Source organism: Enterococcus devriesei (assembly GCF_001885905.1).
GTDB classification, from domain to species: domain Bacteria; phylum Bacillota; class Bacilli; order Lactobacillales; family Enterococcaceae; genus Enterococcus_A; species Enterococcus_A devriesei.
The window spans coordinates 183,629-208,902 of the sequence record NZ_JXKM01000004.1; the positions used below are offsets into that span (position 1 = coordinate 183,629).

The 25,274-nt window shown below is 40.2% G+C and carries 26 protein-coding genes, 1 pseudogene and 1 other annotated feature; of the genes and pseudogenes, 14 read left to right on the plus strand and 13 right to left on the minus strand.

Annotated elements, in window-relative coordinates; translation table 11 throughout:
- Nucleotides 1-30 precede the first annotated feature (30 nt).
- Nucleotides 31-1,560, plus strand: a complete 1,530-nt coding sequence (locus RV00_RS07430; RefSeq protein ID WP_071861966.1) for an ABC-F family ATP-binding cassette domain-containing protein — start codon at nt 31-33, stop codon at nt 1,558-1,560.
- A gap of 307 nt (nt 1,561-1,867) precedes the next feature.
- Here RV00_RS07430 and RV00_RS07435 read toward each other — a convergent pair whose 3' ends face one another.
- Nucleotides 1,868-2,308: a hypothetical protein gene (locus RV00_RS07435; RefSeq protein WP_071861967.1), complete on the minus strand. Its 441-nt coding sequence runs from the start codon at nt 2,306-2,308 to the stop codon at nt 1,868-1,870.
- A 189-nt stretch (nt 2,309-2,497) separates the two neighbouring features.
- On the opposite strand from RV00_RS07435, the gene RV00_RS07440 reads away from it, so the two are divergent.
- Nucleotides 2,498-4,075 carry an Nramp family divalent metal transporter gene (locus RV00_RS07440; RefSeq protein ID WP_071861968.1) on the plus strand — a complete coding sequence of 526 codons (1,578 nt, stop codon included), beginning with the start codon at nt 2,498-2,500 and terminating at the stop codon, nt 4,073-4,075.
- Nucleotides 4,076-4,148: 73 nt separating this feature from the next.
- On the opposite strand, the gene RV00_RS07445 is transcribed toward RV00_RS07440, so the two are convergent.
- Entirely contained in the window at nt 4,149-4,862 is a 714-nt protein-coding gene (locus RV00_RS07445) for a DUF5131 family protein (RefSeq protein ID WP_071861969.1), read from the minus strand.
- A 123-nt stretch (nt 4,863-4,985) separates the two neighbouring features.
- Between RV00_RS07445 and RV00_RS07450 the strand changes: the two genes are divergently transcribed.
- From RV00_RS07450 to RV00_RS07485, 9 genes and pseudogenes are all read left to right on the plus strand, one after another.
- Complete coding sequence (locus tag RV00_RS07450; RefSeq protein ID WP_249024084.1) at nt 4,986-5,264, plus strand: hypothetical protein; 279 nt, start codon at nt 4,986-4,988, stop codon at nt 5,262-5,264.
- Between the two features lie 30 nt (nt 5,265-5,294).
- Entirely contained in the window at nt 5,295-6,212 is a 918-nt protein-coding gene (locus RV00_RS07455) for a DNA/RNA non-specific endonuclease (RefSeq protein ID WP_376716842.1), read from the plus strand.
- A gap of 183 nt (nt 6,213-6,395) precedes the next feature.
- Nucleotides 6,396-6,770 carry a YxeA family protein gene (locus RV00_RS07460; RefSeq protein ID WP_071861972.1) on the plus strand — a complete coding sequence of 125 codons (375 nt, stop codon included), beginning with the start codon at nt 6,396-6,398 and terminating at the stop codon, nt 6,768-6,770.
- Between the two features lie 319 nt (nt 6,771-7,089).
- Nucleotides 7,090-8,154 (plus strand): annotated as a pseudogene (locus RV00_RS07465) (type I restriction endonuclease).
- Nucleotides 8,155-8,495: 341 nt separating this feature from the next.
- The gene (locus RV00_RS07470) at nt 8,496-8,810 is read left to right on the plus strand and encodes a PadR family transcriptional regulator (RefSeq protein ID WP_071861973.1); all 315 of its coding nucleotides are present in this window, start codon (nt 8,496-8,498) and stop codon (nt 8,808-8,810) included.
- Complete coding sequence (locus RV00_RS07475; RefSeq protein ID WP_071861974.1) at nt 8,807-9,391, plus strand: DUF1700 domain-containing protein; 585 nt, start codon at nt 8,807-8,809, stop codon at nt 9,389-9,391. The genes RV00_RS07470 and RV00_RS07475 overlap by 4 nt, the downstream gene beginning before the upstream one ends.
- On the plus strand, nt 9,388-9,549 hold the full coding sequence (locus tag RV00_RS16380) for a hypothetical protein (protein ID WP_169818934.1): 162 nt from the start codon (nt 9,388-9,390) through the stop codon (nt 9,547-9,549). Before RV00_RS07475 ends, RV00_RS16380 begins: the two co-directional genes overlap by 4 nt.
- A gap of 191 nt (nt 9,550-9,740) precedes the next feature.
- Nucleotides 9,741-10,274 (plus strand): GNAT family N-acetyltransferase, encoded by a 534-nt coding sequence (locus tag RV00_RS07480; protein WP_071861975.1) that lies wholly within the window; start codon nt 9,741-9,743, stop codon nt 10,272-10,274.
- 74 nt (nt 10,275-10,348) lie between these two features.
- Nucleotides 10,349-10,981: a pentapeptide repeat-containing protein gene (locus RV00_RS07485; RefSeq protein WP_071861976.1), complete on the plus strand. Its 633-nt coding sequence runs from the start codon at nt 10,349-10,351 to the stop codon at nt 10,979-10,981.
- A gap of 175 nt (nt 10,982-11,156) precedes the next feature.
- Here RV00_RS07485 and RV00_RS07490 read toward each other — a convergent pair whose 3' ends face one another.
- Nucleotides 11,157-11,750 (minus strand): hypothetical protein, encoded by a 594-nt coding sequence (locus tag RV00_RS07490; RefSeq protein ID WP_071861977.1) that lies wholly within the window; start codon nt 11,748-11,750, stop codon nt 11,157-11,159.
- Nucleotides 11,751-11,838: 88 nt separating this feature from the next.
- Complete coding sequence (gene spx, locus RV00_RS07495; protein ID WP_071861978.1) at nt 11,839-12,264, minus strand: transcriptional regulator Spx; 426 nt, start codon at nt 12,262-12,264, stop codon at nt 11,839-11,841.
- 470 nt (nt 12,265-12,734) lie between these two features.
- Here spx and RV00_RS07500 point away from each other — a divergent pair, with 470 nt between their 5' ends.
- From RV00_RS07500 to RV00_RS07510, 3 genes are all read left to right on the plus strand, one after another.
- A complete protein-coding gene (locus tag RV00_RS07500) occupies nt 12,735-13,142 on the plus strand; it encodes a YjdF family protein (RefSeq protein WP_071861979.1) in 408 nt (135 codons plus the stop codon).
- Between the two features lie 206 nt (nt 13,143-13,348).
- Nucleotides 13,349-14,044, plus strand: coding sequence for a M23 family metallopeptidase (locus RV00_RS07505; protein ID WP_071861980.1), 696 nt, complete (start codon nt 13,349-13,351; stop codon nt 14,042-14,044).
- Between the two features lie 196 nt (nt 14,045-14,240).
- Nucleotides 14,241-16,115 (plus strand): heavy metal translocating P-type ATPase, encoded by a 1,875-nt coding sequence (locus RV00_RS07510; RefSeq protein ID WP_211272378.1) that lies wholly within the window; start codon nt 14,241-14,243, stop codon nt 16,113-16,115.
- A gap of 37 nt (nt 16,116-16,152) precedes the next feature.
- Here RV00_RS07510 and RV00_RS07515 read toward each other — a convergent pair whose 3' ends face one another.
- The 9 genes from RV00_RS07515 to RV00_RS07555 form a co-directional block, all read right to left on the minus strand.
- Nucleotides 16,153-16,434 carry a metal-sensitive transcriptional regulator gene (locus tag RV00_RS07515; RefSeq protein ID WP_071861982.1) on the minus strand — a complete coding sequence of 94 codons (282 nt, stop codon included), beginning with the start codon at nt 16,432-16,434 and terminating at the stop codon, nt 16,153-16,155.
- 764 nt (nt 16,435-17,198) lie between these two features.
- Nucleotides 17,199-17,969 (minus strand): SDR family NAD(P)-dependent oxidoreductase, encoded by a 771-nt coding sequence (locus tag RV00_RS07520; protein ID WP_071861983.1) that lies wholly within the window; start codon nt 17,967-17,969, stop codon nt 17,199-17,201.
- Between the two features lie 9 nt (nt 17,970-17,978).
- A complete protein-coding gene (locus tag RV00_RS07525) occupies nt 17,979-18,452 on the minus strand; it encodes an S-ribosylhomocysteine lyase (protein WP_071861984.1) in 474 nt (157 codons plus the stop codon).
- A 16-nt stretch (nt 18,453-18,468) separates the two neighbouring features.
- On the minus strand, nt 18,469-19,320 hold the full coding sequence (locus tag RV00_RS07530) for a MetQ/NlpA family ABC transporter substrate-binding protein (RefSeq protein WP_071861985.1): 852 nt from the start codon (nt 19,318-19,320) through the stop codon (nt 18,469-18,471).
- Between the two features lie 21 nt (nt 19,321-19,341).
- A complete protein-coding gene (locus RV00_RS07535; RefSeq protein WP_071861986.1) occupies nt 19,342-20,013 on the minus strand; it encodes a methionine ABC transporter permease in 672 nt (223 codons plus the stop codon).
- Nucleotides 20,010-21,050, minus strand: a complete 1,041-nt coding sequence (locus tag RV00_RS07540; protein WP_071861987.1) for a methionine ABC transporter ATP-binding protein — start codon at nt 21,048-21,050, stop codon at nt 20,010-20,012. Before RV00_RS07540 ends, RV00_RS07535 begins: the two co-directional genes overlap by 4 nt.
- Before the next feature lie 8 nt (nt 21,051-21,058).
- On the minus strand, nt 21,059-22,192 hold the full coding sequence (locus tag RV00_RS07545) for a 5-methyltetrahydropteroyltriglutamate--homocysteine S-methyltransferase (protein ID WP_071861988.1): 1,134 nt from the start codon (nt 22,190-22,192) through the stop codon (nt 21,059-21,061).
- Nucleotides 22,193-22,463: 271 nt separating this feature from the next.
- Nucleotides 22,464-22,712: a binding site (T-box leader), on the minus strand.
- A gap of 316 nt (nt 22,713-23,028) precedes the next feature.
- A complete protein-coding gene (locus tag RV00_RS07550) occupies nt 23,029-24,042 on the minus strand; it encodes a CdaR family transcriptional regulator (RefSeq protein ID WP_071861989.1) in 1,014 nt (337 codons plus the stop codon).
- Nucleotides 24,043-24,116: 74 nt separating this feature from the next.
- Complete coding sequence (locus tag RV00_RS07555; RefSeq protein ID WP_071861990.1) at nt 24,117-25,256, minus strand: glycerate kinase family protein; 1,140 nt, start codon at nt 25,254-25,256, stop codon at nt 24,117-24,119.
- Nucleotides 25,257-25,274: the final 18 nt, after the last annotated feature.

Genomic DNA, 25,274 nt, shown 5'->3' on the forward strand with positions numbered 1-25,274 from the left:
TGGGAAATTGAGTAAGAAAGTAGGAGAAACATGAGTATCTTAGATTTAACCGGAATCGCTCAGCAATTCGGCGATAAGATTTTGTATGAAGATTTAGAATTGCACTTAAATAAAGGGGAACATCTAGGACTGATTGGACAAAATGGCGCTGGAAAAAGTACCTTGATCAAGATTATCACTGGTGAACAATTACCGGATGAAGGTACGATCGCTTGGCAAAAAAATATCCATGTCGGCTATTTGGACCAATACGTTGAGGTTGATCCTACCCTGTCAATTCGCGACTTTTTGAAGACCGCTTATGCGGTAGATTTTGAAAAAGAAGCTCGGATCGGTGAGTTGTATATGGAATATGGCGAATCGATGGACGATAAGCTGCTGGAAAAAGCGGGTCGGCTGCAAACGGAATTAGACCAAGGGGATTTTTATCAAATTGATACGTTGATTGCTGAAATGAGCAGCGGTTTAGGACTGGATATTTTAGGAATGGATACGCCTTTAGAAGATTTAAGCGGTGGACAACGTTCGAAATTGATCTTGGCGAAACTATTGCTGGAAAAGCCAGACGTGTTGATTTTAGATGAACCAACGAACCACTTGGATGATGAGCATGTGGCGTGGCTAAGTCAATTTTTACAAGACTTTGCTGGAACCTTTGTCGTGATTTCTCATGACCGAGACTTTTTAAATCAGATCACCACCCATATCGCTGACATCGAGTTCGGTAAGCTGACTAAATATACGGGGAACTTGACGAAAGCCTTGAAACAAAAGGAACAATTCCAAGAAACCTATATGAAGCAATATGTTTCCCAGAAAAAGCAAATCGAAAAAACGGAAGCCTACATTCGCAAATACAAAGCCGGTTCCCGTTCTACGATGGCGAAAAGCCGTCAAAAACAGCTGGACAAAGTGGAACGTTTAACACCGCCATCCACTAACGCGACCGCGCAATTTGATTTTCCTTATTCACCAATCGTAACGACCTTGGCTTTAGAAACGACCGATTTAGAGATTGGCTACCAGCGACCACTCTTGCCACCGATCAATATCACTTTGCGTTATGGGGAGAAAGTTGCGATTCGCGGGTTTAACGGAATTGGAAAATCAACATTATTGAAGACCTTGATTGGTGCCATTCCACAGTTGGAGGGAGAATTTCATTTTCCTGCGAATACAAAAGTGAATTATTTCGAACAAGATCTCCAATGGGAAAATCCTTTCCAGACTCCTTTACAATATTTAAGCGATCACTTCCCTAAAGAAGGCGTCAAAGAATTGAGAAAGCACTTAGCTCGTGCTGGCCTGCCAAATCAGCTAGCTCAAGAACCCTTAAGCACCTTAAGCGGTGGCGAACAAACCAAAGTTAAGCTGTGCCAGATGACGATGCAAAAAGGTAATTTGTTGATTTTGGATGAACCTACCAATCATATCGACCAAAGTACGAAGGATAGCTTACGGAAAAGCTTAGCCAATTTTGAAGGTACCGTTATCGTGGTTTCCCACGAAGAAGGCTTTTATCAAGATTGGACCGATCGCGTCATTGAGATCAGTCAATAAGAAAGGCTTTCGCGAATTCGCTCAGTTTTTCTTCTCACTTTATTGATTTTAGAAAAATGGTATGCGTAACAACAATCAGAATCATTTTTCGTATTTTTGGGAAAATGATTCCCTAATTAGAAGTCAGCTGAGCAATAAGACAAACGATTTCGAAATTATTTTGCTTGTTGCCAATAAAGCTAGTTCATGAAGCCTGACATGGCTAGACCTGCTGTAAAGTGATTTAGTCATTTTAAAATTTTATTCTTTCTTTATAGAGTCAAAAAAGTTTGTCCCGCGTCTTTTCAGACACGGGGCAAACTTTTTTTCATTTCCATTGAATCGTCCGAATCTCTTCTGCTGTCAATCCAAAAACGGCGAAATGTTGAACTACTCGCTTGGCTAAATCAGGAAGCACCGCTCCTTCTCTAACCAAAATATCGACTCCTGCCGGCGTGACCAGTGACGGGGCAAAGCGAATCACTAAGACATCGCCTTTGATCGTCACGACCTCCCAGCGACTTTTCAAGATTTTCAATGGTCCGTTTCCGCGCCAAAGAAAACCTTTCTCCCTTTGATAATCCACCCCTTTGATTTGCTTCGTCTTGCCTTTTTTTTCATACTCGACTAAGTCCAATAGTTTCAATGGTTCTTTTTCTAATACGCGATAAGTAATGCGAGGCGTATTCCTCTTATTAGACAGCCACAAAGGAAACGTGGTACCTTTAATTAACCAAGTACCCGATAACTGCTTTCCTAGTTGTTCCATAGCTTCTCCACCCTTTTTCTTTTACTTTAAAGAAATTGAAGTTCAAATAAAAGAAATATGCTCTTGCATTTTGAATAAAAAGTCGCATCTTTCGAAAAGTTTAGGCACGCCGAATATTTTTCTTTTATTTTCCTAGCTTTGGGTGTATGATTGCTTCGTAGAAAAGTTTAATAGAAAGGTGGGAACCTCTTGAGTAAAGAAAAAAATCCCATTTTGAAACATACAAACGGACTTTCCTTAGAGGAAGTCAATGGTACCGTCGAAGTACCAAAAGGAAAAAGTTTTTGGCGCACACTGCTGGCCTACTCAGGTCCAGGCGCTTTAGTTGCCGTTGGTTACATGGACCCAGGCAATTGGTCCACTTCCATCACCGGCGGACAAAATTTTCAATACTTATTGATGTCGGTTATCTTGCTTTCCAGTTTAGTGGCGATGCTTTTGCAATACATGGCCGCAAAATTAGGGATCGTCACTCAGATGGACTTGGCCCAAGCGATTCGGGCTCGGACGAGTAAAGCGCTTGGGATCGTCCTCTGGATCTTAACCGAGTTGGCTATCATGGCCACCGATATCGCCGAAGTTATCGGGGCGGCGATCGCCTTGTACTTACTCTTTAATATCCCCTTAGTGATCGCGGTTTTTATTACGGTCTTTGATGTTTTAGTTTTATTATTGCTGACAAAGATCGGTTTTCGCAAAATCGAGGCCATCGTTGTCTGTTTGATTTTTGTCATTTTGTTTGTTTTTATTTATCAAGTGGCTTTATCTGATCCAAACTGGGGTGAAGTGATCAAAGGCTTCGTACCAACACACGAAACGTTTGCGAAATCCCCTGCCATTGGTGGGCAAACGCCTTTAACCGGTGCGCTTGGAATCATTGGTGCAACAGTGATGCCCCACAATTTATATCTCCACTCGGCAGTCTCACAAACACGTAAAATCAATCATGCCGATGAAGAAGAAGTTGCAAGCGCCGTTCGTTTTACGACATGGGATTCTAATATCCAACTGTCAATGGCGTTTCTAGTCAACGCGTTGCTTTTGATTATGGGTGTGGCGGTTTTCAAAACCGGCACCGTCAAAGACCCGTCTTTCTTTGGGTTATACGAAGCTTTATCAAATCCAGCGACCATGAGCAACAGCCTTTTAATGGGCGTTGCCAAGACCGGCTTGTTATCCACCCTTTTCGCAGTAGCGTTGTTGGCCTCAGGTCAAAATTCCACGATCACCGGAACATTAACTGGACAAGTCATTATGGAAGGCTTCATCCACATGAAAATGCCGATTTGGCTGCGTCGTCTAGTCACTCGTTTGATTTCTGTTGTCCCCGTTATGATCTGTGTCATGCTCTTTAGCGGAAAAGGCGTCATTGAGGAACACGAGGCGTTGAATAATTTGATGAATAATTCGCAAGTCTTTTTAGCCTTTGCTTTGCCATTTTCGATGTTGCCTTTGTTAATGATGACCAATAGCACCGCAGAAATGGGTGCTCGTTTCAAAAATAAAAAAATCGTACAATTACTGGGCTGGATCGCCGTAATCGGTTTGACCTATTTGAATCTCATTGGTTTGCCAAGTCAAATCGAAGGTTTCTTCGGTGATAATCCTAGCGCCATGGAAATTACTACTGCTGACACAATTGCTTATCTTTTGATTGCGGCTGTCTTAGCACTCTTAGCTTGGACGATCATTGAACTCTATCGTGGCAATAAACGGGTCGCTGCGGCGAACGCAGAACTAGTAGAGGAAGAATTTTCCGAAGACTAAATCGCAGGAATATCAACAAAACCGATACAAGGAGCTGAGACATTAATAGAGTCTCAGCTCCTTGTATCGGTTTTTAATTTGGATACCAGTTGATATTCGCTTTTTTCGCTTGGGAAAATAATTGGCGATAATTCAGCTGATACATTTCTTCGTCCTTAATAAAATGGGTCCCACATTGACGAAACTCAAAAGGAATTCTGGCTGCAACAGCTTCTTCCCTCAGTTTTAAGATCCAATCATAGTTTAACGGTCGGGCTTTTTGGTGGTACTCACCACCGGCCATCACCAGTTCAACACCTTCAAGATAGTCAGCAAGCGTCACTTCTTCAAGCAATGGCTGACAAATGATATTTTTGTGTTTGACGGGTAGCTGTTGTAACGAACTCAAACGCTGGTCGGCTCGTGCTTGAGTTTCTACCGAGACCCCAATCGTTACATTGTCATACCCTTCGCCCCAATCCTTTGGCGCCACTTCTGATAATCGCTGGATGCGCTTTGTCAGGAAAATAAACTGCAAATCTGATCGTTCTCGCATCATTTGCCAGCATTCCCCTCGCCACGGGTCAGCCTCTTCGATCAAAAAATCACTGGAAAAACAAACATAGACCTTTTGTCCACTCTTCATTTTATAGCCATTTTTCGTTTGCTTGATTGGCGCATCAAATTGTGCCGTCTTCTCAATCAGACTGGTGTCCACGGCTCGTTTCTTATCTCCTTCATGAATAAAACAAAATTTACAGCCTTCACTGACTCGCCGACAACCTCGCCACGGATTCCAAAATGCCATTTCCTCACCTGCCTTTTCTTTTCATCTTAACAAACTTTCCCATTCGATCGCGAATTTTTCTTCAGAAGAGCATAATTTCCATAAAAATGCTAAAATTAGATGAAGTCTTTTTTATTGAAAGGAGTGATTTTTTTGGAAGAATACCGTGGACTATTAGAAAAAACCATTCTATTACAAGAAAAACCCATTATGATGTCTTTACTCATCATGAGTGACGGCGAAAGTAAAACCGAAGTCTTGATTAAAGACCGTTACCTCTCGAGTTATGTTTTCCGGTTGCCGGATAATAAATATATGATCCATATCGCTGGCCGCCGCAATAAGCGCAATCAGCTAGTGGCGAAGCATTTTGAAATTATGAATCCTGATGAATACATCAAGATCATCGGGGCTCCTGAATAACACCTCAAAAAGAGTTAGAATAGAGGAAAAATTTTGACCAAAAAAACTAAACTAGTTGCGGTGATCTTACTTGCCGCAGCTAGTTTCGCTGTCTACAGCATGAAACAAACGCCAGACACGCCGACAAAGCCGGCTCCTGTTGCTCAAGTAGCCGTAAAGGATCAGAAAGAGCTGGCAGCCTTGGACTATTCCGGCACACAAACGATTGAGCTCAATCAAAACAAACCTACCTTTACTAAAGGTGACCTCACAATAAAAAATGGGCCGTGGGAAAGATACGGTGATTTAGATCATTTGAATCGAGCCACCTCCGCGGAAGCTCTTCTGAATAAAAAGCTGATGCCGACAGAAAAACGCGGGGAAATCGCCAGCGTTACTCCCACTGGTTGGCACAACAAAAAAATCAATGGCCAATATCTCTACAATCGTTCCCATTTAATCGGTTATCAGTTGACGGGCCAAAATGCGAATTGGAAAAATTTGATCACTGGCACACGACAGCTCAACAGCCCAGAAATGCTGCGCTTTGAGATGGATATTCGTTTTTATTTAGAAAAAAGTTCAAAAAATTACGTTCGCTATTCCGTCGTACCGATTTTCCGTGACGACGAACTACTAGCGCGAGGCGTCCATATGATGGCTCAGTCGATCGACAGTGATGCGGTCCAATTTAATGTCTATATTTTCAACGTACAAAAGGGTGTAACTTTAAATTATGCGGACGGAACGAGTACAGTAACTACTACATCCAACACGGCAAACAGTTCAAGTTCGGAGAATCCAGCCAAACAATACGTGGATGAAAATGGTAAAGGCTTGATCAAAGGTTCAAACAGCGGGGTCTATCACCTGCCTGGAAGTAAATACTATGACAATACCACGAACCCGAAAGCTTGGTTCAAAACCATCGAGGAAGCAAAAAAAGCTGGCTATCGGCCAGCAAAATAAAGAAGAAACTGCCCTACTTATTAGGGTAGTTTTTTTGATATTTTTCTTAACCTCACTCACTTAGTTAAAATAACTTTCAAGTGACAGTTTTGTTAGGTCTAGATAGGTCTTGCGGCTGATTTTATCCGTTGTTAAAATTGATAATCTGTATATAGAAAGTTTGAAAGGAAAGGTAATTTAACTATGATAAAAAAACTAATCGGACTATGTGCAGGAGTATTGCTTTTATTATTTGGAGCATCCATTTATTCAAAGAATTCTTCCAGCGAAGTCGCAGCAATCTTAGATCAACTTAATCCCCTCGTTCCAAAAAGTGAGCTTTACGTGAAAACAACGGCACCTCAATCTGTTAATGGCTACGGTACCGCTAGCTATCAACAATTAGCTGCTGATGAAAATGGCAAAACGCGCACGATCCAATTCAACGGACTCTCAGAATTGAAAACGGATCGCTACTTAAAATTATCCAGCAAAGGCGCTCATATCGAAACCTATGAAGAAGTCAATCGCGATCAAGTACCTGAAAGTGCGTTGAAAGAGATCGATACACAGAGATAAAGAAACGTTCGGCTGGTTAAGTAAACCAGTCGAACGTTTTTGTATTCCCAAAGATTTTACTAAGTTAGTGATAAAACCATCATTTAATCAATGTGTGCTGATTATTCTCAATCCAAACATTTTTTTCCTTTCTTAATTACTTGTTGATTTAAAACTCAGAGATCAATTATTTAAGTTGTCTAACCTCGCCTAAAGCATTTCCAAGATTAATTTTTGTATCCGTTTTCAAAACAATGCACGATTGTGTTAAACTTAACTAGAACCATTCTTTATAAACAATGGCGAGGAAATGTCAATCAAACGTTAGGAGTTGTATTTTATGGAAATGGACAAGTTCAAAGAAGACTTAAAACAGTTAGGAAAACGTGTAATTGAATTGAAAGACAGCATAGGAACGGAAGAAGCAACAAAAACTTCTCTCATCATGCCTTTTTTTGTCACACTGGGATATGATCTTTTTAATCCAACAGAGTTCATTCCAGAGTTTACTGCTGATGTTGGAATTAAAAAAGGAGAGAAAGTCGACTACGCTATCGTTCTCGATGGTAAGCCAACGATTTTGATTGAAGCAAAATCAATTAATGAACCATTAACGAAACACGATTCCCAGCTCTTTAGATATTTTGGAACGACAGAATCAAAATTCGGCATCTTGACGAATGGACAAGAGTATAAATTCTTTACCGACTTAGACGAGCCCAATAAAATGGATCTCTCCCCTTTCTTAACAGTTGATATTACTAAGATCAAGGATAACCAGTTGCCGGAACTTGCCAAATTCCATAAGGATAATTTTGATGTCGATAAAATCACTAATTCGGCTGCTGAATTAAAATATTTATACTCATTAAAGGACTATCTATCTTCATAGTTAGACGAACCAACCGATGACTTTATTAAGTTTCTACTCAATGAAATTTATGATGGCATGAAAACCAAGCAAATTATTGATAAATTTAAACCGATTATAAAAAAAGGACTAAATCAGTTCGTTTCCGAAAGAGTCAATGATAAATTAAGTGCAGCTCTAAAATCATCCGTATCTACTGAAGAACCAGAAGTTCAATCTGAATCTGATACGACTGAAAAAGCGGATGCGCAAATCATCACAACTCCGGAGGAATTGGAAGCTTATACTATCTGTAAAGTTGTGTTGAAAGATACGATTCCTTTAGATCGGCTATTTTATCGAGACAATCGAAGCTACTTTAATATTCTATTAGACGACAATATCCGTAAATGGATTCTACGTGTACGCTTTAACTCAACTGGCATGAAAATTGAATTGAATGACGAGGATCACACTGTTTACGAATTGGAAAATTCGATTGCCATCTATAATTATTCCGACGAAATCGTAAAGATCGTAGAGCGTTTTCTTTAATAAAAAGATGGTTTGATCCATTATGCTTTTTAATGCTTATTAAAGATTCAATTGTCGATTTCTAACCTTCTATTTTTGTTTAGCTACTTAAAATTGTTTAGTGTTTATTAACACTATAACTTTTGATACTCATCCACATGCCAAAAGTAATACTTCTCACCCTCAAAACCAAAACTTTTTTATCGTTTATTGACGGGGTGAAGAAAAATCCATCTATTACCAAAAAGAGAATCCCTCAGATTCTCTTTTTTTGTTGTCCAAATTTTTATAAATAGGTCGCAAGTCTGATAGTCACTCTATACTATGTAATGTATAGTATAACGTATAAAGAGGTGTTGTTAATGGATAGTCAATTGAAAAAGGGCTTGATTGAGTATTGTGTCTTGGCGTCATTAGTCGAGTATGATTCCTATGGCTATCAAATCGTCAAGGAAATTCATTCCCATATCGAGATTACTGAATCGACTCTCTACCCGATTTTAAAGCGGTTAGAGACAAATAAACAGGTCGCTACCTATTCAAAGATTCATAATGGGCGTTTACGAAAGTATTACCACCTAACTGACCTGGGGATCGCCAGTATTCAAAATTTTTTACGAGAATGGCAGGACGTTGAAGCAATACATCAATTTATCAGAAGGAGTGTTGAAGAATGAATCGAGTAGAATTTATCAAAGAATTAAGCAATTATTTAGCCTATGAGGTTCGACCCAGCGAAGTCCATCGCCTAATCGAATACTACGATGAAATGATTTTAGACTTGATGGAAGACGGCTATTCCGAAAAACAAGCGGTCGCGAAATTAGGCGATCCCAAGCAGCTTGCTTATGAAGCGGCAGGCATCCCAACCGAGGTTCGCGTTCCTCGCAGATTGAATTGGTTGTGGATCATTTTATTGATCATCGGCTTTCCACTTTGGGGCAGCTTAGCGCTAGCCGCGTTTCTGATTTTATTCAGCATCGACCTTTTGATCTGGTGTATTCCTTTTACAGGTGCCTGTTTAGCTGCCGGTACAATCATTGGCGGCGTTGCGGCCGCGTTGACCAGTCCTTTTGTCCTTTTTGATTCTGTTTTTATGGGAGTCACTCAGCTTGGTGTCGGTATGCTGCTGTTTGGTGGTGGACTTTTGTGTATGTGGCTGACTTATAAATTTAGTGCAGTCTTCATCAATATGCATCGGGCCTTGATGCGTTTGATCCGTCGAAATATTTTCCAAAGAAAGGTCGTGGAAGTATGAAAAGCAAATTATTATTGCCCAAAGTCGCTACCTATTTGATTGGCGGCGGGATTTTATTGATCCTGTTAGGCTATGCACTATCGGGCTTTTCTCCTGACCGCTATATGGAATATGATAATCGTCACTGGTATAACGTCGTCAATATTTATAGCGAATAAACACATCCGAGTCCTGATTGGGATTCGGATGTGTTTTTATTATTCATATTTAAAGAACCCGTATTTTTTCTAGAATTTTTCAAAAACTTTAACGGAAATCTTCAATCAACCTTTTATACCACAGCGTTCTCTCTACTATTTTTTTGTGCTACAATAAAAAACAACTTTTAGCGTAAGGAGCGTGACGATCAATGAGCAAACTTACCCTGGTTTTACCTACTAAAGAACACGAAAGGCAGCTTTTGGATTATGTAAAGGAGCATCATGAAATTGGTGAAGAGCATCTGCACGGCGCTTCGTTACTTGAGGAAAGCCCAAATTATGACGATTGGCTAGAGCGCATTGCAACTGCGTCCGATCCGACGATCATCAACCCTGACTGGGTGACCGGAACGACCTTCCTAGTGATTCGAACAGAGGATCAGAAAATCGTCGGCATTATTAATATTCGCCATTTTCTAAACGATTTTCTGCGAAATTATGGCGGCCATATCGGCTATGGGGTTCGGCCAAGTGAACGGCAAAAGGGCTACGCCGGCGAAATGCTTCGCTTAGGGCTGCTTTTTTGCAAATCCCTTGGCTTAGAAGAAGTCATGATTGCTTGTGCTAAAGACAATGTTGCTTCCCGAAAAACAATCCTCAACGCAGGCGGCGTGTTAGAACGGGAATTTCTTCATACAGATGGTGAATGGGTTCAAGTCTACTGGATCGAGCTTGGAGAATAATGCTCATAGCATAGCGTCCCACTTGCTATGATGCTAAAATAAAGAGAGGTGCCATCAGAAAGGATGCGGGGACGATGACGGATGGACTTAAAGATCATGATTATGCTTTTCGCAAGCTGCAAAATGCCAATTTCCATCACCTGACGTTTGAGCGAGTAGATTTTTCCAATGGGGATTTGACTGGTGCCGACTTAAGCAATTGTTTGTGTATTGAATGTGATTTTTCGGAAGCAATTTTAAAAAACGCCAATCTACAAGGAACCGATTTTCAACACTGCAATCTGGGAGGTGCGGATATTTCCGGCGCGAATCTTTTTTTCGCCATGCTGGAAACTGCTGATCTAACGGACATCATCTATGATGAACAGACGCAGTATTTTGCGATGCATTGTCCTGAAGAGGGAGCATTCCTTGCCTACAAGGAATGCTTGGATTATCGTATCGTTCAACTTTTAGTTCCCGCTGATGCCCGCCGCTCATCAGCCACTAACACCACCTGTCGCTGCGACAAAGCTAAGGTGTTATCGATCAAGGACAAATTTACGAAGGTTTCTTACAATGAGGCAATCTCCTATGTCGATGATAACTTTATTTATCGGACAGGCGAATGGGTCGTTGCTGAAAATTACAACCCCAATCGTTGGGTCGATTCCACTGGCGGTATCCATTTTTGGATGACTTGGAAGGAAGCCTGCGGATATATGTAGTAAGAGAGGCTTTCGCGAACTCGCTCAACTTATTGCCGATAAAGCTAGTTCGTGAAGCCGGACATGGATGTACCTGTTGTAAAGTAATTTATTCATTTGAAAATTTTATACTTTCTTTATAGTCAAAAAAACTCCTGCACTCATGTTCAATCATGAAAGCCGGAGTTTTTTCGGATTAAAAATTATTCTTTTCTCTAAAAAGATCCAAGGTCATCCCCTTCATATCGGTCAAACGCAAAAGTTCTTTTAACGAAATATATTCCGCATACAATTTTTTGTTTGCTTCATTCAATTCATAAACAGTGACTACCCCGGAAAGATAAGGCGCATCGAACATTTTGGCCGCAACTAGCCGATGAAGCCCCTGCTCTTGCAGGATGTAGCAGTCATCCTCTTGATAATAGTTGAATTGAAGCTGATGAACAGGCTCAAGATTGAAATCGCCAGAATAAAATGCTTGTTGAAATGCCAACCCATTTTTCTGTAATGAATGGAGGTGCTCTTTGATTTTTTCGGTGTCACATTCTCCAGTAACACCCATGAAAAGATCGTAAACGGATTCCCCTGCGAGTTTCTCTTTCCCTTTTATCCCACTGATCTTCTGAACAGGGATCTCTTTACTTGGACCTTCGTTGTCTGCAACTGGGTCATAGTAATCCTCTAATTCAGCAGCTTTGATAAATGCTTTTTTCTGCCGTTGAATATGTTCCTCACTGATACCCGCCGTTAACATGACTTCAATCGCGTTGTTTTCAAACTCCGTCATCATTTGCTAAAACCCCTTTCTCTTCCTTAAATGAAAAAAGGTCTCTTTTATAAAATACGCTGTTTCTCTCCTGTTGTAACAGAAATATCCCTTAAACCAAACTTTCTTTTTCCATATCCAGATAAATTAAAATCTCGGTTAACTTCTTTGAGGTCACTTTGCGTACTTCTCGTGGAATAAATTGATGGATCTCATCCTCATTGTAGCCAATCTGCAATCTTCGCTCGTCCATCAAAATCGGACGTCTTAAGATACTTGGATTCTCTTCGATCACAGCCACTAATTCACTCAGGCTTAATTCGTCAAAATCGATGTCTAGCTTTTGATAAACTTTCGAGCGTGGAGAAATAATTTCATCCGTACCCGTTTCAGTCAATGCAAGGATTTCTTTGATTTCTGTTTTAGTTAGTGGGTCCGAAATAATATTTCGCTCCTCGAAGGTCAACCCTTGCTCTAATAGCCAAGCCTTCGCTTTTCTGCAGGATGTACAACTAGCTGAACTATACAATTTAATCAATCTTAAAACACCTTTCCTTTTTTCTTTTAATATGCGCTGTTATTCTACACTTAATACGATACAGCACTTATCATTTCTTGTTAATCTAATCTTTAAAATGTATTCAAAAATAGCATTTAAAAGCACAATATTTTATAACGTAAAAAAATCTTTTTATACGTTAAACACGTGATCTATCGTGGCTTTGTACACCTTAAAAGGAAGATCGATAACGGATAAGCAGATTGATTTATGCTTGTCTCAAATATTTCTAGCGAAAGTAAAAATATGATTACAACATATCAAGTATTATAAAAAGTTATATTAGTATGTTGTTTTCGTTTTATAGCGTTGCTTTTTTGAATGAGTCAGGTAAACTACTAGTGAGCATAAAAACACATGACGGTTGGTAGTCCGTCGCATGAAAATGTCAGTAACCTGCCCTCCCTGGGTTGTCCTTTGCTAGAAATAAATCAAAGGGAGGTGTCATAATGAAGTTGACGATTTACTTCGATGGCAGTTTTTGGTGTGGTTTGGTAGAAAACGAGATCGATGGCCATTACCAAGCAATCCGATATGTTTTTGGTCCTGAGCCAAAGGACGCAGATGTTTTGGCTTTCATTTTCGAACAATTACCTCAGTTACTTGAAAGATCCGGTTCAGTAGCGGCTGAAAAAAAGAGTAATAAGAAACAAAATCCAAAACGCCTGCAGCGTTTGATCAATCGTGAGAAGCGCAAACCGGTTGTTTCAACAAAAGCTCAGCGTACAATGAGCGAATTACGTGATCAAGCAAAGATCGAAAACAAAGCCAACAAGCGGCAGAAAAAGGCGGCGTTGATTAACGAGCGTTTCCAAAAGCGGCAAGAGAAAAAACGCGAAAAACATAAAGGACATTAACTTTATTCCACAAAAACAGCGAAGCATTTTGTTTCATGCCTCGCTATTTTTGTTTTATTAGATTAATTTTCAAGCGGTTTGAAAAGGCTTTCCCACAAAATGAATAGCTGCTTTGTTAGATAGAAAAGAGATGTATGAAAACGCGATTTTCCTATTTACTCATCCGTCTATTTTCCAAAAGCACACCCGAAAAGGAGCTAAAGATTATGAATGAAAAAAATTTGACGATCGTTGCCCCGCTTCAAGGGGAATGGTTCGTTGAAACCAGCCCCAAAGATCGTGTTCCTAGCCACGGAACCAATCGCTTCGGTCTGCGTTACGCCTTTGATTTTATCCAGATCGCTCCCGCGAATCAAAAGCAAGTTACCCATGACAAGAAACGGCTAGATTATTATTTAGGCGGGGTTGCTTTGAATCATTTTTACTGTTTTGGACAGCCGGTCTATGCTCCTTTTTCCGGCAAAGTAGTGCAGGTCAAAAATAATACCGCTGATGGAACAAGCGCTTCATGGTTTCAAGGTCAAAAAACACTGATTCGTAATTCACTTTTCTTCGATCCCCAACGTGACGGCTTTGAAAAAATCGCTGGAAATTATGTGATCCTTCAGCATTCTGATCGGCTCCTTGCGGCAGTTTGCCATCTACAAAAAGATTCGATTGCCGTAAAAGTAGGCCAATTGGTGACTGCGGGAGCTTTTCTCGGAAAAGTGGGACATTCTGGCAACTCAACCGAACCTCATTTGCACTTCCAACTGATGGATTCTGACATCATTGAATCGGCACAGGGACTCCCCTTTGTTTTTGAAGCTTACGAAAGATTTGAGAACCATTCGTGGATTCCAGTTACTAAAGAACTTCCAGCAAAAGGTGACCTCGTTCGATTTAAAACCGAAACAAATTGAAAAATGATTTCTCACACCGATTGAGTCGTAAAAACGTTGCAATAGATTTTACGATTGAATAAACGAAAACTAAATCCCTAAAAATTCAGGAACTAATTGATAATCTTTTTCAATTAATTCTTGAATTTTTTTTCGATTAAGCGTAAGCTAATAAAAAACAAACATGCCCCATGGGGGTATATTGGAAGGAGTAAAAATGATCTTAAATTTTGAAAAGTACCAGACACCCACCTTGATTTTACTCTCCCTTTCTACCTTACTCATAATTGTTCTCTTTCCTACAGCGTTGCCTTTTGATGCTGCTTGGATCGCGGTGATTCTTTGCGGCTTGCCGATCATTAAAGACGCTGCGATCGGTTTGATCACGGAATTCGATGTTAAAGCGGACGTGCTGGTATCGATCGCCCTGATTGCTTCGATTTTCATTGGGGAAATTTTTGCGGCGGCGGAAATCGCGGTGATTATGACGATTGGTGCTTATTTGGAGGAGCTGACTGTTAGAAAAGCGCAAACCGGTATCGAAAAATTGATCAATTTGTCACCCTCAACTGCTCGCAAAATCACTACTGAGGGAGAAACAGTTGTCCCATTGGAGCAAGTAAAAAAAGGCGATCATTTGCGTGTAATCGCTGGTGAAACGATCCCTGTGGATGGTGAGATTCTAGTAGGACAATCTTCAGTGAATCAAGCGTTGTTGACAGGAGAAGCGTTACCTATTGATAAAGCGATTGGCGACGACGTATACAGTGGCACTATTAATCAATACGGCACCTTTGAAATGATAGCCACAAAAAACGAAGCAGATTCTTCCTTGCAAAAAATGATTCATCTCGTTCAAGCGGCGGACGCCGAGAGCGCTCCGATCGTTTTGACGGCGGACAAATGGGCGACTTGGATTGTTTTTGCTTCTCTAATAACGGCGTTACTCACTTGGTTCATCACGAAAGATATTCAGCGTGCGGTCACGATTTTAGTCGTCTTCTGTCCTTGTGCTTTAGTATTAGCAACACCCACAGCCGTCATTGCAGCCGTCGGAAATGCCACGAAACATGGCATTTTAATCAAATCAGGCGAAAGCTTAGAAAAATTGGCATCAGTCGATCGTATTACTTTTGATAAAACGGGCACACTCACTTATGGCGAACCAAAAGTAGTGGAGTTTGTCAGCTTTACCGCGGAATGTTCCAAACAAGAATTATTAAAGCTAGCGGCAACAGTCGAATATCATTCAGAACATCCTTTAGGCAAGGCGATTACAGCTGAATTTAATCAAGCCGAGCTGTCGCTCCACAAGGTAACGAATTTGCAAATCTTGCCAGGGCGAGGTTTGACTGCCCTGTATCAAGGAAAAAAAATCCGTTTAGGTAACAGAAAGCTCTTGATGGAAACCACCTTCCCGCAAGAGGAAACTGTGAATACTTGGCTGGCAAAGCACTATACCGTGATTTATATAGAGATCGAAGAAAAATTGGCTGGCGCGATTGCTTTAACCGATACATTGAGACCGGAAACTCAAACAATCATCGCTAAACTCCAACAACAAAAAACACAACCGATCTTGCTGACAGGCGATAGCCAATTGATTGCCGAATCAATCGCGGAACAAATAGGCATCCAGGAAGTCTACGCCGAGTATTTACCGGAAGACAAGCTAAATGCGATTCGCAACTTGCAAAACAACTGCTACAATGTGGCCATGATCGGTGACGGGATCAATGATGCTCCAGCGTTGAAGCTGGCTGATGTAGGGATCGCGATGGGTGGAGTCGGTAGTGATATTGCCATCGATGCAGCGGATATCGTCCTGATGCAGGATGAATTGACGGAGCTGCCTTACCTTTTAGGACTCGCGAAAAGGACTTTAAAAACGATCAAGATCAATATTATTTTGGCGATGGGCTTGAATCTGATTGCGGTAGTTCTTGCGACATTAGGATTGATTGGACCTATCACTGGTGCCTTGGTCCATAATATTGGATCGGTGGCAGTTATTATTCACTCTGCTATTCTATTAAGAAGCCCGTCAGAAAAAAATAGTCCGAAAACTGAGCTGAAAACCGAATTCGATTAACCAAAAAGAAAGGACGTGTCAAGCACATCCTTTCTTTTTAATTCATTTTATTGTATTGCTTAATAACATTTTGCAGCTGTTCCATTTCTTTTTCAAGCTCGCCGCCTTCAGCAACATTCATTAAAGAATGATCCGCTTGCGCTTCAAGTAGAATCTTACTAATCCGTTGAATCGCCGCTCGCGTGGAGTTTAACTGAATAATGATTTCGTCATAAGGCTTTTCCGCTAAGATCATTTTTTTAATACCGCCAACCTGTCCTTCGATCCGATTGATTCGTGTCACAAGATTTTTGACTTGATGCTCAGGTAAATGACTCATACTTTTAACTCCCTGTTAAAATTTTTTTTAGCTCATACAAAAAACTTCTTATCTATTATAACCCATTCGCTTTCAAATAGACGTAGAAAATATATATCCACCTACATGGTTTTATATCAATCTCAAAAGTCCTATAAAATATATTTTTTTCAGAATAATAGTCGAAGGATCAAATTCAGCTTCTTTAAATGATAAGATTTCTAAGAACACTTTAATATGTGAATCAATTTCATAACTAACTTTCAAAAAAAGCAAACACTCGACCAATTTCAACTAACCTTCTTTTTGAAATTATGCGACTATTTCTTTTTCCTTTTTCTGACGTCAGAGACGTTGTGTGGCGACCGTTTCACATCATATATTAATTGGACGAGCTGATGTTCTACCTGCACTCGTTATTGGGGAGAAGAGTTCGATGTATTTGTCTTCAATATCCAATTGCATTAAAATATTTAGATCGAACAGAGTGGGTTGTTTTATAATAGACACAGGGAATCCCTCCTTTTTGAGTACAAGTCTGTCTAGGACAACCTAAGTGTAACAGATTGGGTAGGTTCCTTTTTTGTGTGCTTTTTACCCCTTGTGGTACAAGAGATTGGAATTATGAAATTGATTCAAGTTAACAAAAAAGCTGAGACAGAAATTTATTTTTCTGTCTCAGCTTTAATTTCACACAACTCGTCAGTTTTTACTGAAAACTAGCTATAATTATTTGCTCTCGAAATAGCTCGCAAAATAAGTTTCATTTATGACTTGAATTTAGTTTAATGCATCGTCATCCCGCCAGTCACATTAATCGCTTGTCCGGTCATATAACTCGACAGAGGACTTGCTAAAAATAATACGACATTCGCTACGTCTTGCGGTGTTCCTGTTCGTTTCAACGGCACTTGGCTGATGTCTTCTTGCCGAACAGCTTCTGCACTCATACCCCGTAACGCACCGCCTTCGACCCTTTCTCGTTGTTTCATCTCTGTTTCGATAATTCCTGGACAGACGGCATTGATTAAAATTTGATTTGGTGCTGTTTCGATTGCTGCTGTTTTGATTAAGCCTAAAACAGCGTGTTTAGACGCTACATAAGCCGACATTCCGCGATAGCCATTTTTTCCTGCTTGAGAAGCAATCACGATTATACGACCTTTCTTATTATGGTCGATCATTGCCTTGGTAAAATACTTCATAGCGAAATAAGTTCCGCGAGTATTGACTTGAAACGTTTTTTCAAAATCACTGGTTTGGCTATTTACGAGAAAATCCATCGTTGAGATTCCTGCTACGTCCACTAAGATATCAGGTACCATCTTATTTTCGATCAATTGTTGACTTAATTCGGAGACTTCGGTTTCTCGGCTGATATCTAAATGAATTTGAAAGTATCTTTTATCAATTGTCTGCAACTTGTCACAATCATAGGTTATATCTGCGGCTATTACTACCGATAGGCTATTTAAAAAAGTCTCAACAACTGCTTTACCGATTCCTTGACTGCTGCCGATCACTAAAACAATCTTATTTTTTAATTCCGGAAACATTGCCTTCTCCTAAACCAAATGACGTTCGAAAGCATCATCGCTAATGCCTTCAGCCACGATTTTTTTAGCCCATTCTTTGGCGGAGAATAGGGAATGATCGCGGTAATTTCCACAGCTGATGATATCCGTTCCTTGAACATCTTCCCATTGAGTCTTTTCGGCAATTTCCTCTAAGGATTCCTTCAATGCTACCGCCACTTCATGGGCGGTAGGTTCTCCCCAGACAATCAGATGAAAGCCCGTTCGGCAGCCAAACGGAGAGCAATCGATCACACCAGTTAATCGATCGCGTAATAAATCTGCTAATAAATGTTCGATCGTATGCAGTCCACCTGTTGGTATAGCATTTTCATTTGGTTGAACAAAACGCAAATCGAAGTTAGTGATCGTATCTCCTTCTCTTCCATTCTCCTTAGTAATTAATCGTACGTATGGTGCCTTTACTTTCGTGTGATCTAGTGTAAAACTTTCTACTTCTGCCATAATTGAATTCTCCTTTTTATTTTTCTAGATAGCTTATCGGCTTATCGACTGCGATTTTTGTGCCACCAAAATCTTTTTTAATATAGTTTTGAATCGCTTGATTATGATACAACTTGACTAACTTTTTGAAGTTTTCATTATTTTTATTTTTTTCAGCTGTTGCCAAGATATTGATGTTGTTTTTCGTACGTTGATTGACTTTTTCGTGAAACAAAGAATCCTTTAACACATTCAAACCGCCGTCTAAAGCTACGGTATTCGAGATCAATACAGCATCCACCGATTTTAAAACTCGTGGACCAGTCGTATCATCAATTTGTTTAAAAACCAAATGTTTGGGGTTTTCTTTAACTTTTTCAACACCACTTAACGCATCAAAATCATCGCTTAATTTAATTAATCCTGCGTCCTGCAATAATAGTAACCCCCGGGCAGTATTGGCCGGATTATTAGCAATCGCTACAGTTGCTCCATCTGGTAACTCAGACAACGAGGTATATTTTTCAGAATAAATTCCTAAAGGTTCTAAATACGTCGTCCCTAACGCCGCTAACGGTTGCTTTTTATCTTGCGAATTGTACGCTTTAAAATAGGAGTAGGATTGAAAGGCATTGACATCCACACTACCGTCTGCCGTCGCCTTATTTAATTGAACTCCATCCGTGATCTCTTTGACCTGAATCGTTAGTCCTGCCTCTTTAGCCTCCTGACTTTTAGCAATATGTTGCCAAATTTGATAATCCGAGCCTTGTGACCCAACAACAATCGTTTTTGATTCTTTTTTTTGCGAACTGCTCACTTCATGAACCCCAAAACCAGCAGCAACTAAAACCACTAGCACACCTAGGAGAATCACTATTTTTTTCATACTATCGCTCCTTCGCTATTCTTAAAATTTTGTAAAATGGTCGGATAATCGATCTCCAATAAATTGAACAGCAAAGACCATTACTAACAAAATAATCATACAAACAAACGTCACATCGTTTTGAAAACGAGCATATCCAATACTAATGGCCACATTCCCTAAGCCACCGGCACCTACTGCACCAGCCATTGTGGTCAAGCCAATTAGACTAATCACGGTTAGAGTTGAGACACGAATAATATCCGCCAACCCTTCACGTAGAAAAACACGAAAAATAATCTCCTGATTACTCAATCCCATCGATTGGGCTGCTTCTACTACTCCAGGCCCAACTTCCTGCAAAGCGATCTGAATTTGGCGCGCGTAAAAAGGGAATATTCCAACAATCAAAGGTACCAGGGCGGCTGTCGTTCCTACCGTTGTCCCCACGAGAAAGCTAGTCAAAGGTGAAATTACCGCCAATAAAATAATAAAAGGAATACTTCGCAAAAGATTTACCACTTTATCAAGTACACTATAAAAACTGCGATCTTCAGTGATTCCTCCTGGCTTTGTCATGGCTAACACGATTCCCACCAATAGGCCGATTACTCCAGCAATTAAACCTGAGACAATCGTCATATATACTGTCTCCAAAGTAGCTTGCCAAATAGCTTCCTGCATGGTCGCCACATGTGGAAATAAATTATTCATGCCCCCACCTTTTTCTTAATTATTTCTACTTCAACACTTTGTTGTCTTAAGTACTCAACTCCCGCTTCCACTCTGGAGCCATCCAACGCCAAAATCATGACACCTACCGTCAAATTATCGAACTGATCGATATTAGCAAAAAGAATCGTTGCCGCCACTGCGAATTTTTGAGCCATTTCCGTTACTACCGCTTGATTCGTCGTCTCACCTACAAATTTCAATAAATAAAGCTGTTGCTGATTGCTATTTCGTTGAATCCGGTTCAACGCTTCTTGAACATTAATCGAAGTATCAATGAATTCGCGGGTCAACTGCTCTTGAGGATTTCTGAATACTTCAGCCACTTTTCCTGCCTCAATTATTTTTCCTGCTTCCATGATAGCTACTCGATGACAAATCGTTTGGATCACTTGAATTTCGTGGGTGATCAAGACGATTGTTAACCCTAATTGCTGGTTCAAACGTTGCAGTAGTTTCAAAATTGATAAAGTTGTCTTAGGATCTAGTGCGCTAGTCGCCTCATCGCTAACTAAAATATCGGGATTGTTCGCTAATGACCGAGCAATCGCTACTCTTTGCTTTTGACCCCCAGAAAGTTGACTTGGAAACGCATCTGCCAATTCCTCTAGTTCAACTAGTCTCAACAGAGCCAAAGCTTTCTCTTTTCGTTCACTTTTAGTAATTTTTTCACCTAACAACGGAAATTCTACATTGTTTAAAACGGTGCGAGAGTTCATCAGATTGAAATGCTGAAAAATCATACCTATTTTTTTCCGTGCTCGTTGAAACTGGCGTTGATCCAAATCTTCCAATGCTTGTCCATTCACGAAAACTTTTCCCGAAGTCGGTACCTGTAAATGATTGATCAATCGAATTAAAGTACTTTTGCCCGCTCCTGAATACCCGATTATGCCGTATGTTTCTCCTTGACCGATCGTCAAAGAAACATGATCTACCGCGGTAATTGATGAGTGATTTCGCTTGAAGGTGACTACTGCATCCTGTATTTCGATGATTGGCTGTTTTTTCTCTTCCATCTCTATCCCTACTTTTCTTGCCAGACCTCTTCTGCGATACTTTTGATCAATGCGATCTTATTCCATTGCTGTTCTTCGGTTAAAATATTTCCTTCCTCCGTAGAAGCAAAGCCGCACTGAGGACTTAACGCTAAACGGTCAAGATCAATGTATTCTGCTGCTTCATTGATGCGGGTGATGATTGCATCTCGCTCTTCTAATTCACCTGTTTTAGAAGTAACCAACCCTAGAACCACTAATTTATCAGGACTGACTTTAGCTAATGGCGCAAACCCGCCGGCTCGATCTGAATCATATTCCAAATAGTAAGCATGAACGTTCTCTTGATCGAATAATGGAGAAGCAACCAGATCATACCCGCCAGCTGCAGACCAAGTAGAATGATAATTGCCGCGACAAACATGAGTGTTGACGATCAAGTCTTCTGGCAAACCAGCTAAGACACGATTGTTGATGTCGAGTAATTCTTTTTTTAACACCTCTCGAACTTCTTCTTCCGATTGACCATCAGTGACAACTCCTTCCGGCAAAGTAGCTACCAACATTCCCCAAGTACAATCATCCAGTTGTAGAACACGTAACCCGGCGTCATATAGCTCGTTGATCGTTTCTTGATAAGCTTTGACGATATCGCTGATCAAATCAGTTTTTTCAGGATAAACAGCTAGAACTTCAGGTTGATTCTCAGGACGCAATAGTTCTTTATAGAACTGTGCAGGCGCAGGGATTGTCTGTCGAACTTCGCTACCATCTTTTGCATGGGTTTTGACGAATTTAAAGTGTTCCACAAAGGGATGGTTTTTACCATCTAGTTTTCCTGTTAAAGTTGCTGTTTCAGCTCGAGTTTCTTCTGCATCGAAGTGATAACCGTGAGTGGCATCTTTATAGGCCGCACCATTTAATCCCCAAAAGAAATCTAAATGCCACCAACTACGGCGAAACTCTCCATCAGTCACAGCTTTAAGACCAGCTGCTTCTTGTTTTTCTATTAAAGCTATGATGGCTTCATCTTCAACCGCCGTCAATTCTGCTTGCGAAAGCTTTCCTGCTTCAAAATCCTTCCGTGCTGCCTTTAATTTTTCTGGACGCAGAAAACTTCCTACTATATCGTAGCGAAATGGTGATGTTGTACGTTTTGTCATAATAAAACCCTCCATTTTTTAATTTTAATAAACAGCATATATCGATTAGTCGAACTTTAGATAATGAATTCGGGAATCATCCCTAGCTAGGGCGAGTTAGACCTATGAAGTTTAAAAATTCCAGACTCACTTAATCTCGCTTCCTGTAGTTGGGTTATTCTAAAATGTTTTTCTATCAAAAGGTACTTCCTCCAATTTTTATATTAAAGTTTATAGTAGGCTTTCACTTAACTAGTATTAAACACAAAAAAAGCCCCTTAATGCTTACGCATTAAAGGACGACCAAACGTGTTACCACCTCTATATTCACAGGAATCTCACAAAAACCTGTCTTACCAAGTACTTAGTAAATACTGCATACTCTGACACTATAACGGGTGTACCCGAATTCGTTTTACAATTAAGCTCAACGAATCATCTCAGAGGCCATTTTCTGAATTAACTTCTTTAGCTTTTTCCACCAAACAAAGCCTCTCTGTTAAAAGTCATCAATTCATACTTTTCTCTTCTATGATTTTTCTTATCATAATTTAATTGGAATATTACCATGTCGTTATAATTAATGTCAACTACTTTTTCAAATTAGCAGAGCATTATACAAAGAAACAGTTATTTTTACTCTCTGTTTAGACAAAATAATGACTTTAACCTCCATGAAATGAAACGTCCGCACTACTTTGACTAAGCTAATTAGAGTAGCAAAAAAGCGCTGACAGAACTTCATTCATTCTGTCAACGCTTTAAAAGTATTTACCCGTCAACCTTTGGTTACACAGAGTCGAAATTCTTATTTTAAAGCTACCACACTTCTTCTGATAGCTAAAGTCTATTTCTTTTCACTCAAAATTCTGAACAAAACAATAGGCAAAATGATACAACAGTGTCCAAAGATCCGACCAAATCCGCGGATCTTTCTGCGTAAGTTCATGAATGCGTTCAATCCTATAATTCAACGTATTCCGATGAATATGTAGTTGTTCTGCACCTGCCTTCACATTGGTACTATTGTTAGCAAAGCAAATCAAGGTATCGTAATACTCGTCATAAATATCCGTTACTTTTCTGATTAATTGCCGATCAATTTCAATTGGAAAGTCAAAAAGTCGAGCAAAGTAGTGATTGGTTGTGAAGATCGGTTGATTAGCCGATTGCTGAAAGAAATAAAGATACTTAAACGTATTCTCTACATCTCTTATTAATTGTCCCACGTTCATTTTTTCTTCACTGATAATCATCATCTCTGATTCTTCGGGTGCTATCTCCAGCTCGGCATCAATAAAGGTGATATACCTTCCATGCCATTCGAAAATTTCATGCAATGGGAAATACGTTCTCAATACTTCTTGTTTCGTTGACAATATACAGCGGTTTGCTCGTAGTAAATTCATTCCGTAATCTTCTATCGCACTTGTCGTCAATTCCTCGCTGTAATAGCCATTTGCATTTAAAAGCTCATTTAAGAAATTGGTGCGTTGACGCAGTTTTTTCTCTTTTTTACTAAATTCATTTAGTTCTTCAACAAGCAGAAGTACGATCGATTTCACTAGTTTGGTGAAGGGGCGAACTTCATCCGGTTCTCCGGAAATTCCCACTACCCCTAATAATTCACCATTCAATAAAATCGGTTCGTTGGTCCCTCTTTTTTCCAGCGAAGTATCTTTGAACACTTCTACCATTTTTCGTTGGGCAATTGCTCGTTCCGCCCCTCGATGTCGTTCTCCGATTCGTTGTTCCTTCCCACTCGCAATGATGTATCCCTGTTCATTCATGATATTGATGTTATAGGGAATATCTGACATCAATTTTTGAACGATCATATTCGCTTGTTCCTTTGTCAACAACGTGCTCATTATCTATCCATCCTAAAAATACTTATTGTACTAATAGTGTAACGAACTTTGTGCAAATGACAATGAATTCAACTTTACTTAGTAATTAACACACGTGTGATATTTTCAACCGTTCGCATTAAATTTTCTTCGCCTGACAGTAATGCTTCTTCTAGCGTACTGGCTTTTGCTAAAATACCAAAAATCGCAGTCATTCCTTCGTCGTAAAGAACTTCTACCTGTTCCCCAATATAACCGGCGCAAGCGAAGACGGGCTTGTCATATTTTTTTGCAATTTTTGCTACACCATAAGGCGCTTTACCAAACTTTGTTTGAAAGTCCATGCCGCCCTCTCCAGTAAAAACATAGTCGGCTTGACTAATTTTTTCGGCTAAATGAGTCAGCTCAGTTACAATATTCACGCCTGACTGCATAATCGCTTCCGTAAATACCAATAACCCTGCACCCAATCCACCTGCTGCTCCCGCACCGGGGCGATCCACGATATCAATTCCTAAACCTTGCTCGATAATCGTTGCATAATGAGCAAGGTTTTTATCCAATTCGTCCACCATCTCCTTAGTGGCTCCTTTTTGTGGTCCAAACACTTGGGAAGCGCCTTTAGGCCCAACTAATGGATTGGTCACATCGCTGGCAATAATTATCTCCGTATCTTTTACTCGTGGGTCCATATCACTCAAATCGATTTTCGCTAATTTCCCCAGTGAGCCACCCCCGACTGCCAATTCCTGACCAGCTTTATCTAAAAAATGTGCGCCGAGTGCTTGTGCCATCCCAGCACCCCCATCATTGGTCACGCTACCACCAATCCCAATGATAATCTTTTCCACGCCCTGATCTAAAGCTGCTAAGATCATTTCACCAGTTCCGTAAGTAGAGGTGATTAACGGATTACGTTTTTCTTTACTCAGTAATTCAATTCCATTGGCTTTTGCCATTTCCATCACTGCGGTTTTTTTATCAGCCATTAATCCAAAATAGGTTTTTACCTTTTCTGTCGGGATCGGTCCGGAAACTTCTACATCAATCTTCGTTCCTTGACTCCCATCAACTAGGGCATCGACCGTTCCTTCGCCGCCATCAGCCATTGGAACTTGGATAATCTCCGCTTCAGGCAAGACTTTTCGGATGCCACGCGCCATCGCTTCGCAAGCTGTTTTGGCACTCATACTTTCTTTAAATGAATCTGGAGCTAATACAAAAGTTTTTTTCATCATTATTCCCCTTGCCTC

What these genes read in the sequence shown, in the direction of transcription:
- RV00_RS07430 (WP_071861966.1), top strand. Translation starts at nt 31, where the DNA reads ATGAGTATCTTAGATTTAACCGGAATCGCTCAGCAATTCGGCGATAAG.
- RV00_RS07435 (WP_071861967.1), bottom strand. Translation starts at nt 2,308, where the DNA reads ATGGAACAACTAGGAAAGCAGTTATCGGGTACTTGGTTAATTAAAGGT.
- RV00_RS07445 (WP_071861969.1), bottom strand. Translation starts at nt 4,862, where the DNA reads ATGGCATTTTGGAATCCGTGGCGAGGTTGTCGGCGAGTCAGTGAAGGC.
- RV00_RS07460 (WP_071861972.1), top strand. Translation starts at nt 6,396, where the DNA reads ATGATAAAAAAACTAATCGGACTATGTGCAGGAGTATTGCTTTTATTA.
- RV00_RS07470 (WP_071861973.1), top strand. Translation starts at nt 8,496, where the DNA reads ATGGATAGTCAATTGAAAAAGGGCTTGATTGAGTATTGTGTCTTGGCG.
- RV00_RS07475 (WP_071861974.1), top strand. Translation starts at nt 8,807, where the DNA reads ATGAATCGAGTAGAATTTATCAAAGAATTAAGCAATTATTTAGCCTAT.
- RV00_RS16380 (WP_169818934.1), top strand. Translation starts at nt 9,388, where the DNA reads ATGAAAAGCAAATTATTATTGCCCAAAGTCGCTACCTATTTGATTGGC.
- RV00_RS07480 (WP_071861975.1), top strand. Translation starts at nt 9,741, where the DNA reads ATGAGCAAACTTACCCTGGTTTTACCTACTAAAGAACACGAAAGGCAG.
- RV00_RS07485 (WP_071861976.1), top strand. Translation starts at nt 10,349, where the DNA reads ATGACGGATGGACTTAAAGATCATGATTATGCTTTTCGCAAGCTGCAA.
- RV00_RS07490 (WP_071861977.1), bottom strand. Translation starts at nt 11,750, where the DNA reads ATGATGACGGAGTTTGAAAACAACGCGATTGAAGTCATGTTAACGGCG.
- RV00_RS07500 (WP_071861979.1), top strand. Translation starts at nt 12,735, where the DNA reads ATGAAGTTGACGATTTACTTCGATGGCAGTTTTTGGTGTGGTTTGGTA.
- RV00_RS07505 (WP_071861980.1), top strand. Translation starts at nt 13,349, where the DNA reads ATGAATGAAAAAAATTTGACGATCGTTGCCCCGCTTCAAGGGGAATGG.
- RV00_RS07510 (WP_211272378.1), top strand. Translation starts at nt 14,241, where the DNA reads ATGATCTTAAATTTTGAAAAGTACCAGACACCCACCTTGATTTTACTC.
- RV00_RS07515 (WP_071861982.1), bottom strand. Translation starts at nt 16,434, where the DNA reads ATGAGTCATTTACCTGAGCATCAAGTCAAAAATCTTGTGACACGAATC.
- RV00_RS07520 (WP_071861983.1), bottom strand. Translation starts at nt 17,969, where the DNA reads ATGTTTCCGGAATTAAAAAATAAGATTGTTTTAGTGATCGGCAGCAGT.
- RV00_RS07525 (WP_071861984.1), bottom strand. Translation starts at nt 18,452, where the DNA reads ATGGCAGAAGTAGAAAGTTTTACACTAGATCACACGAAAGTAAAGGCA.
- RV00_RS07530 (WP_071861985.1), bottom strand. Translation starts at nt 19,320, where the DNA reads ATGAAAAAAATAGTGATTCTCCTAGGTGTGCTAGTGGTTTTAGTTGCT.
- RV00_RS07535 (WP_071861986.1), bottom strand. Translation starts at nt 20,013, where the DNA reads ATGAATAATTTATTTCCACATGTGGCGACCATGCAGGAAGCTATTTGG.
- RV00_RS07540 (WP_071861987.1), bottom strand. Translation starts at nt 21,050, where the DNA reads ATGGAAGAGAAAAAACAGCCAATCATCGAAATACAGGATGCAGTAGTC.
- RV00_RS07545 (WP_071861988.1), bottom strand. Translation starts at nt 22,192, where the DNA reads ATGACAAAACGTACAACATCACCATTTCGCTACGATATAGTAGGAAGT.
- RV00_RS07550 (WP_071861989.1), bottom strand. Translation starts at nt 24,042, where the DNA reads ATGAGCACGTTGTTGACAAAGGAACAAGCGAATATGATCGTTCAAAAA.
- RV00_RS07555 (WP_071861990.1), bottom strand. Translation starts at nt 25,256, where the DNA reads ATGAAAAAAACTTTTGTATTAGCTCCAGATTCATTTAAAGAAAGTATG.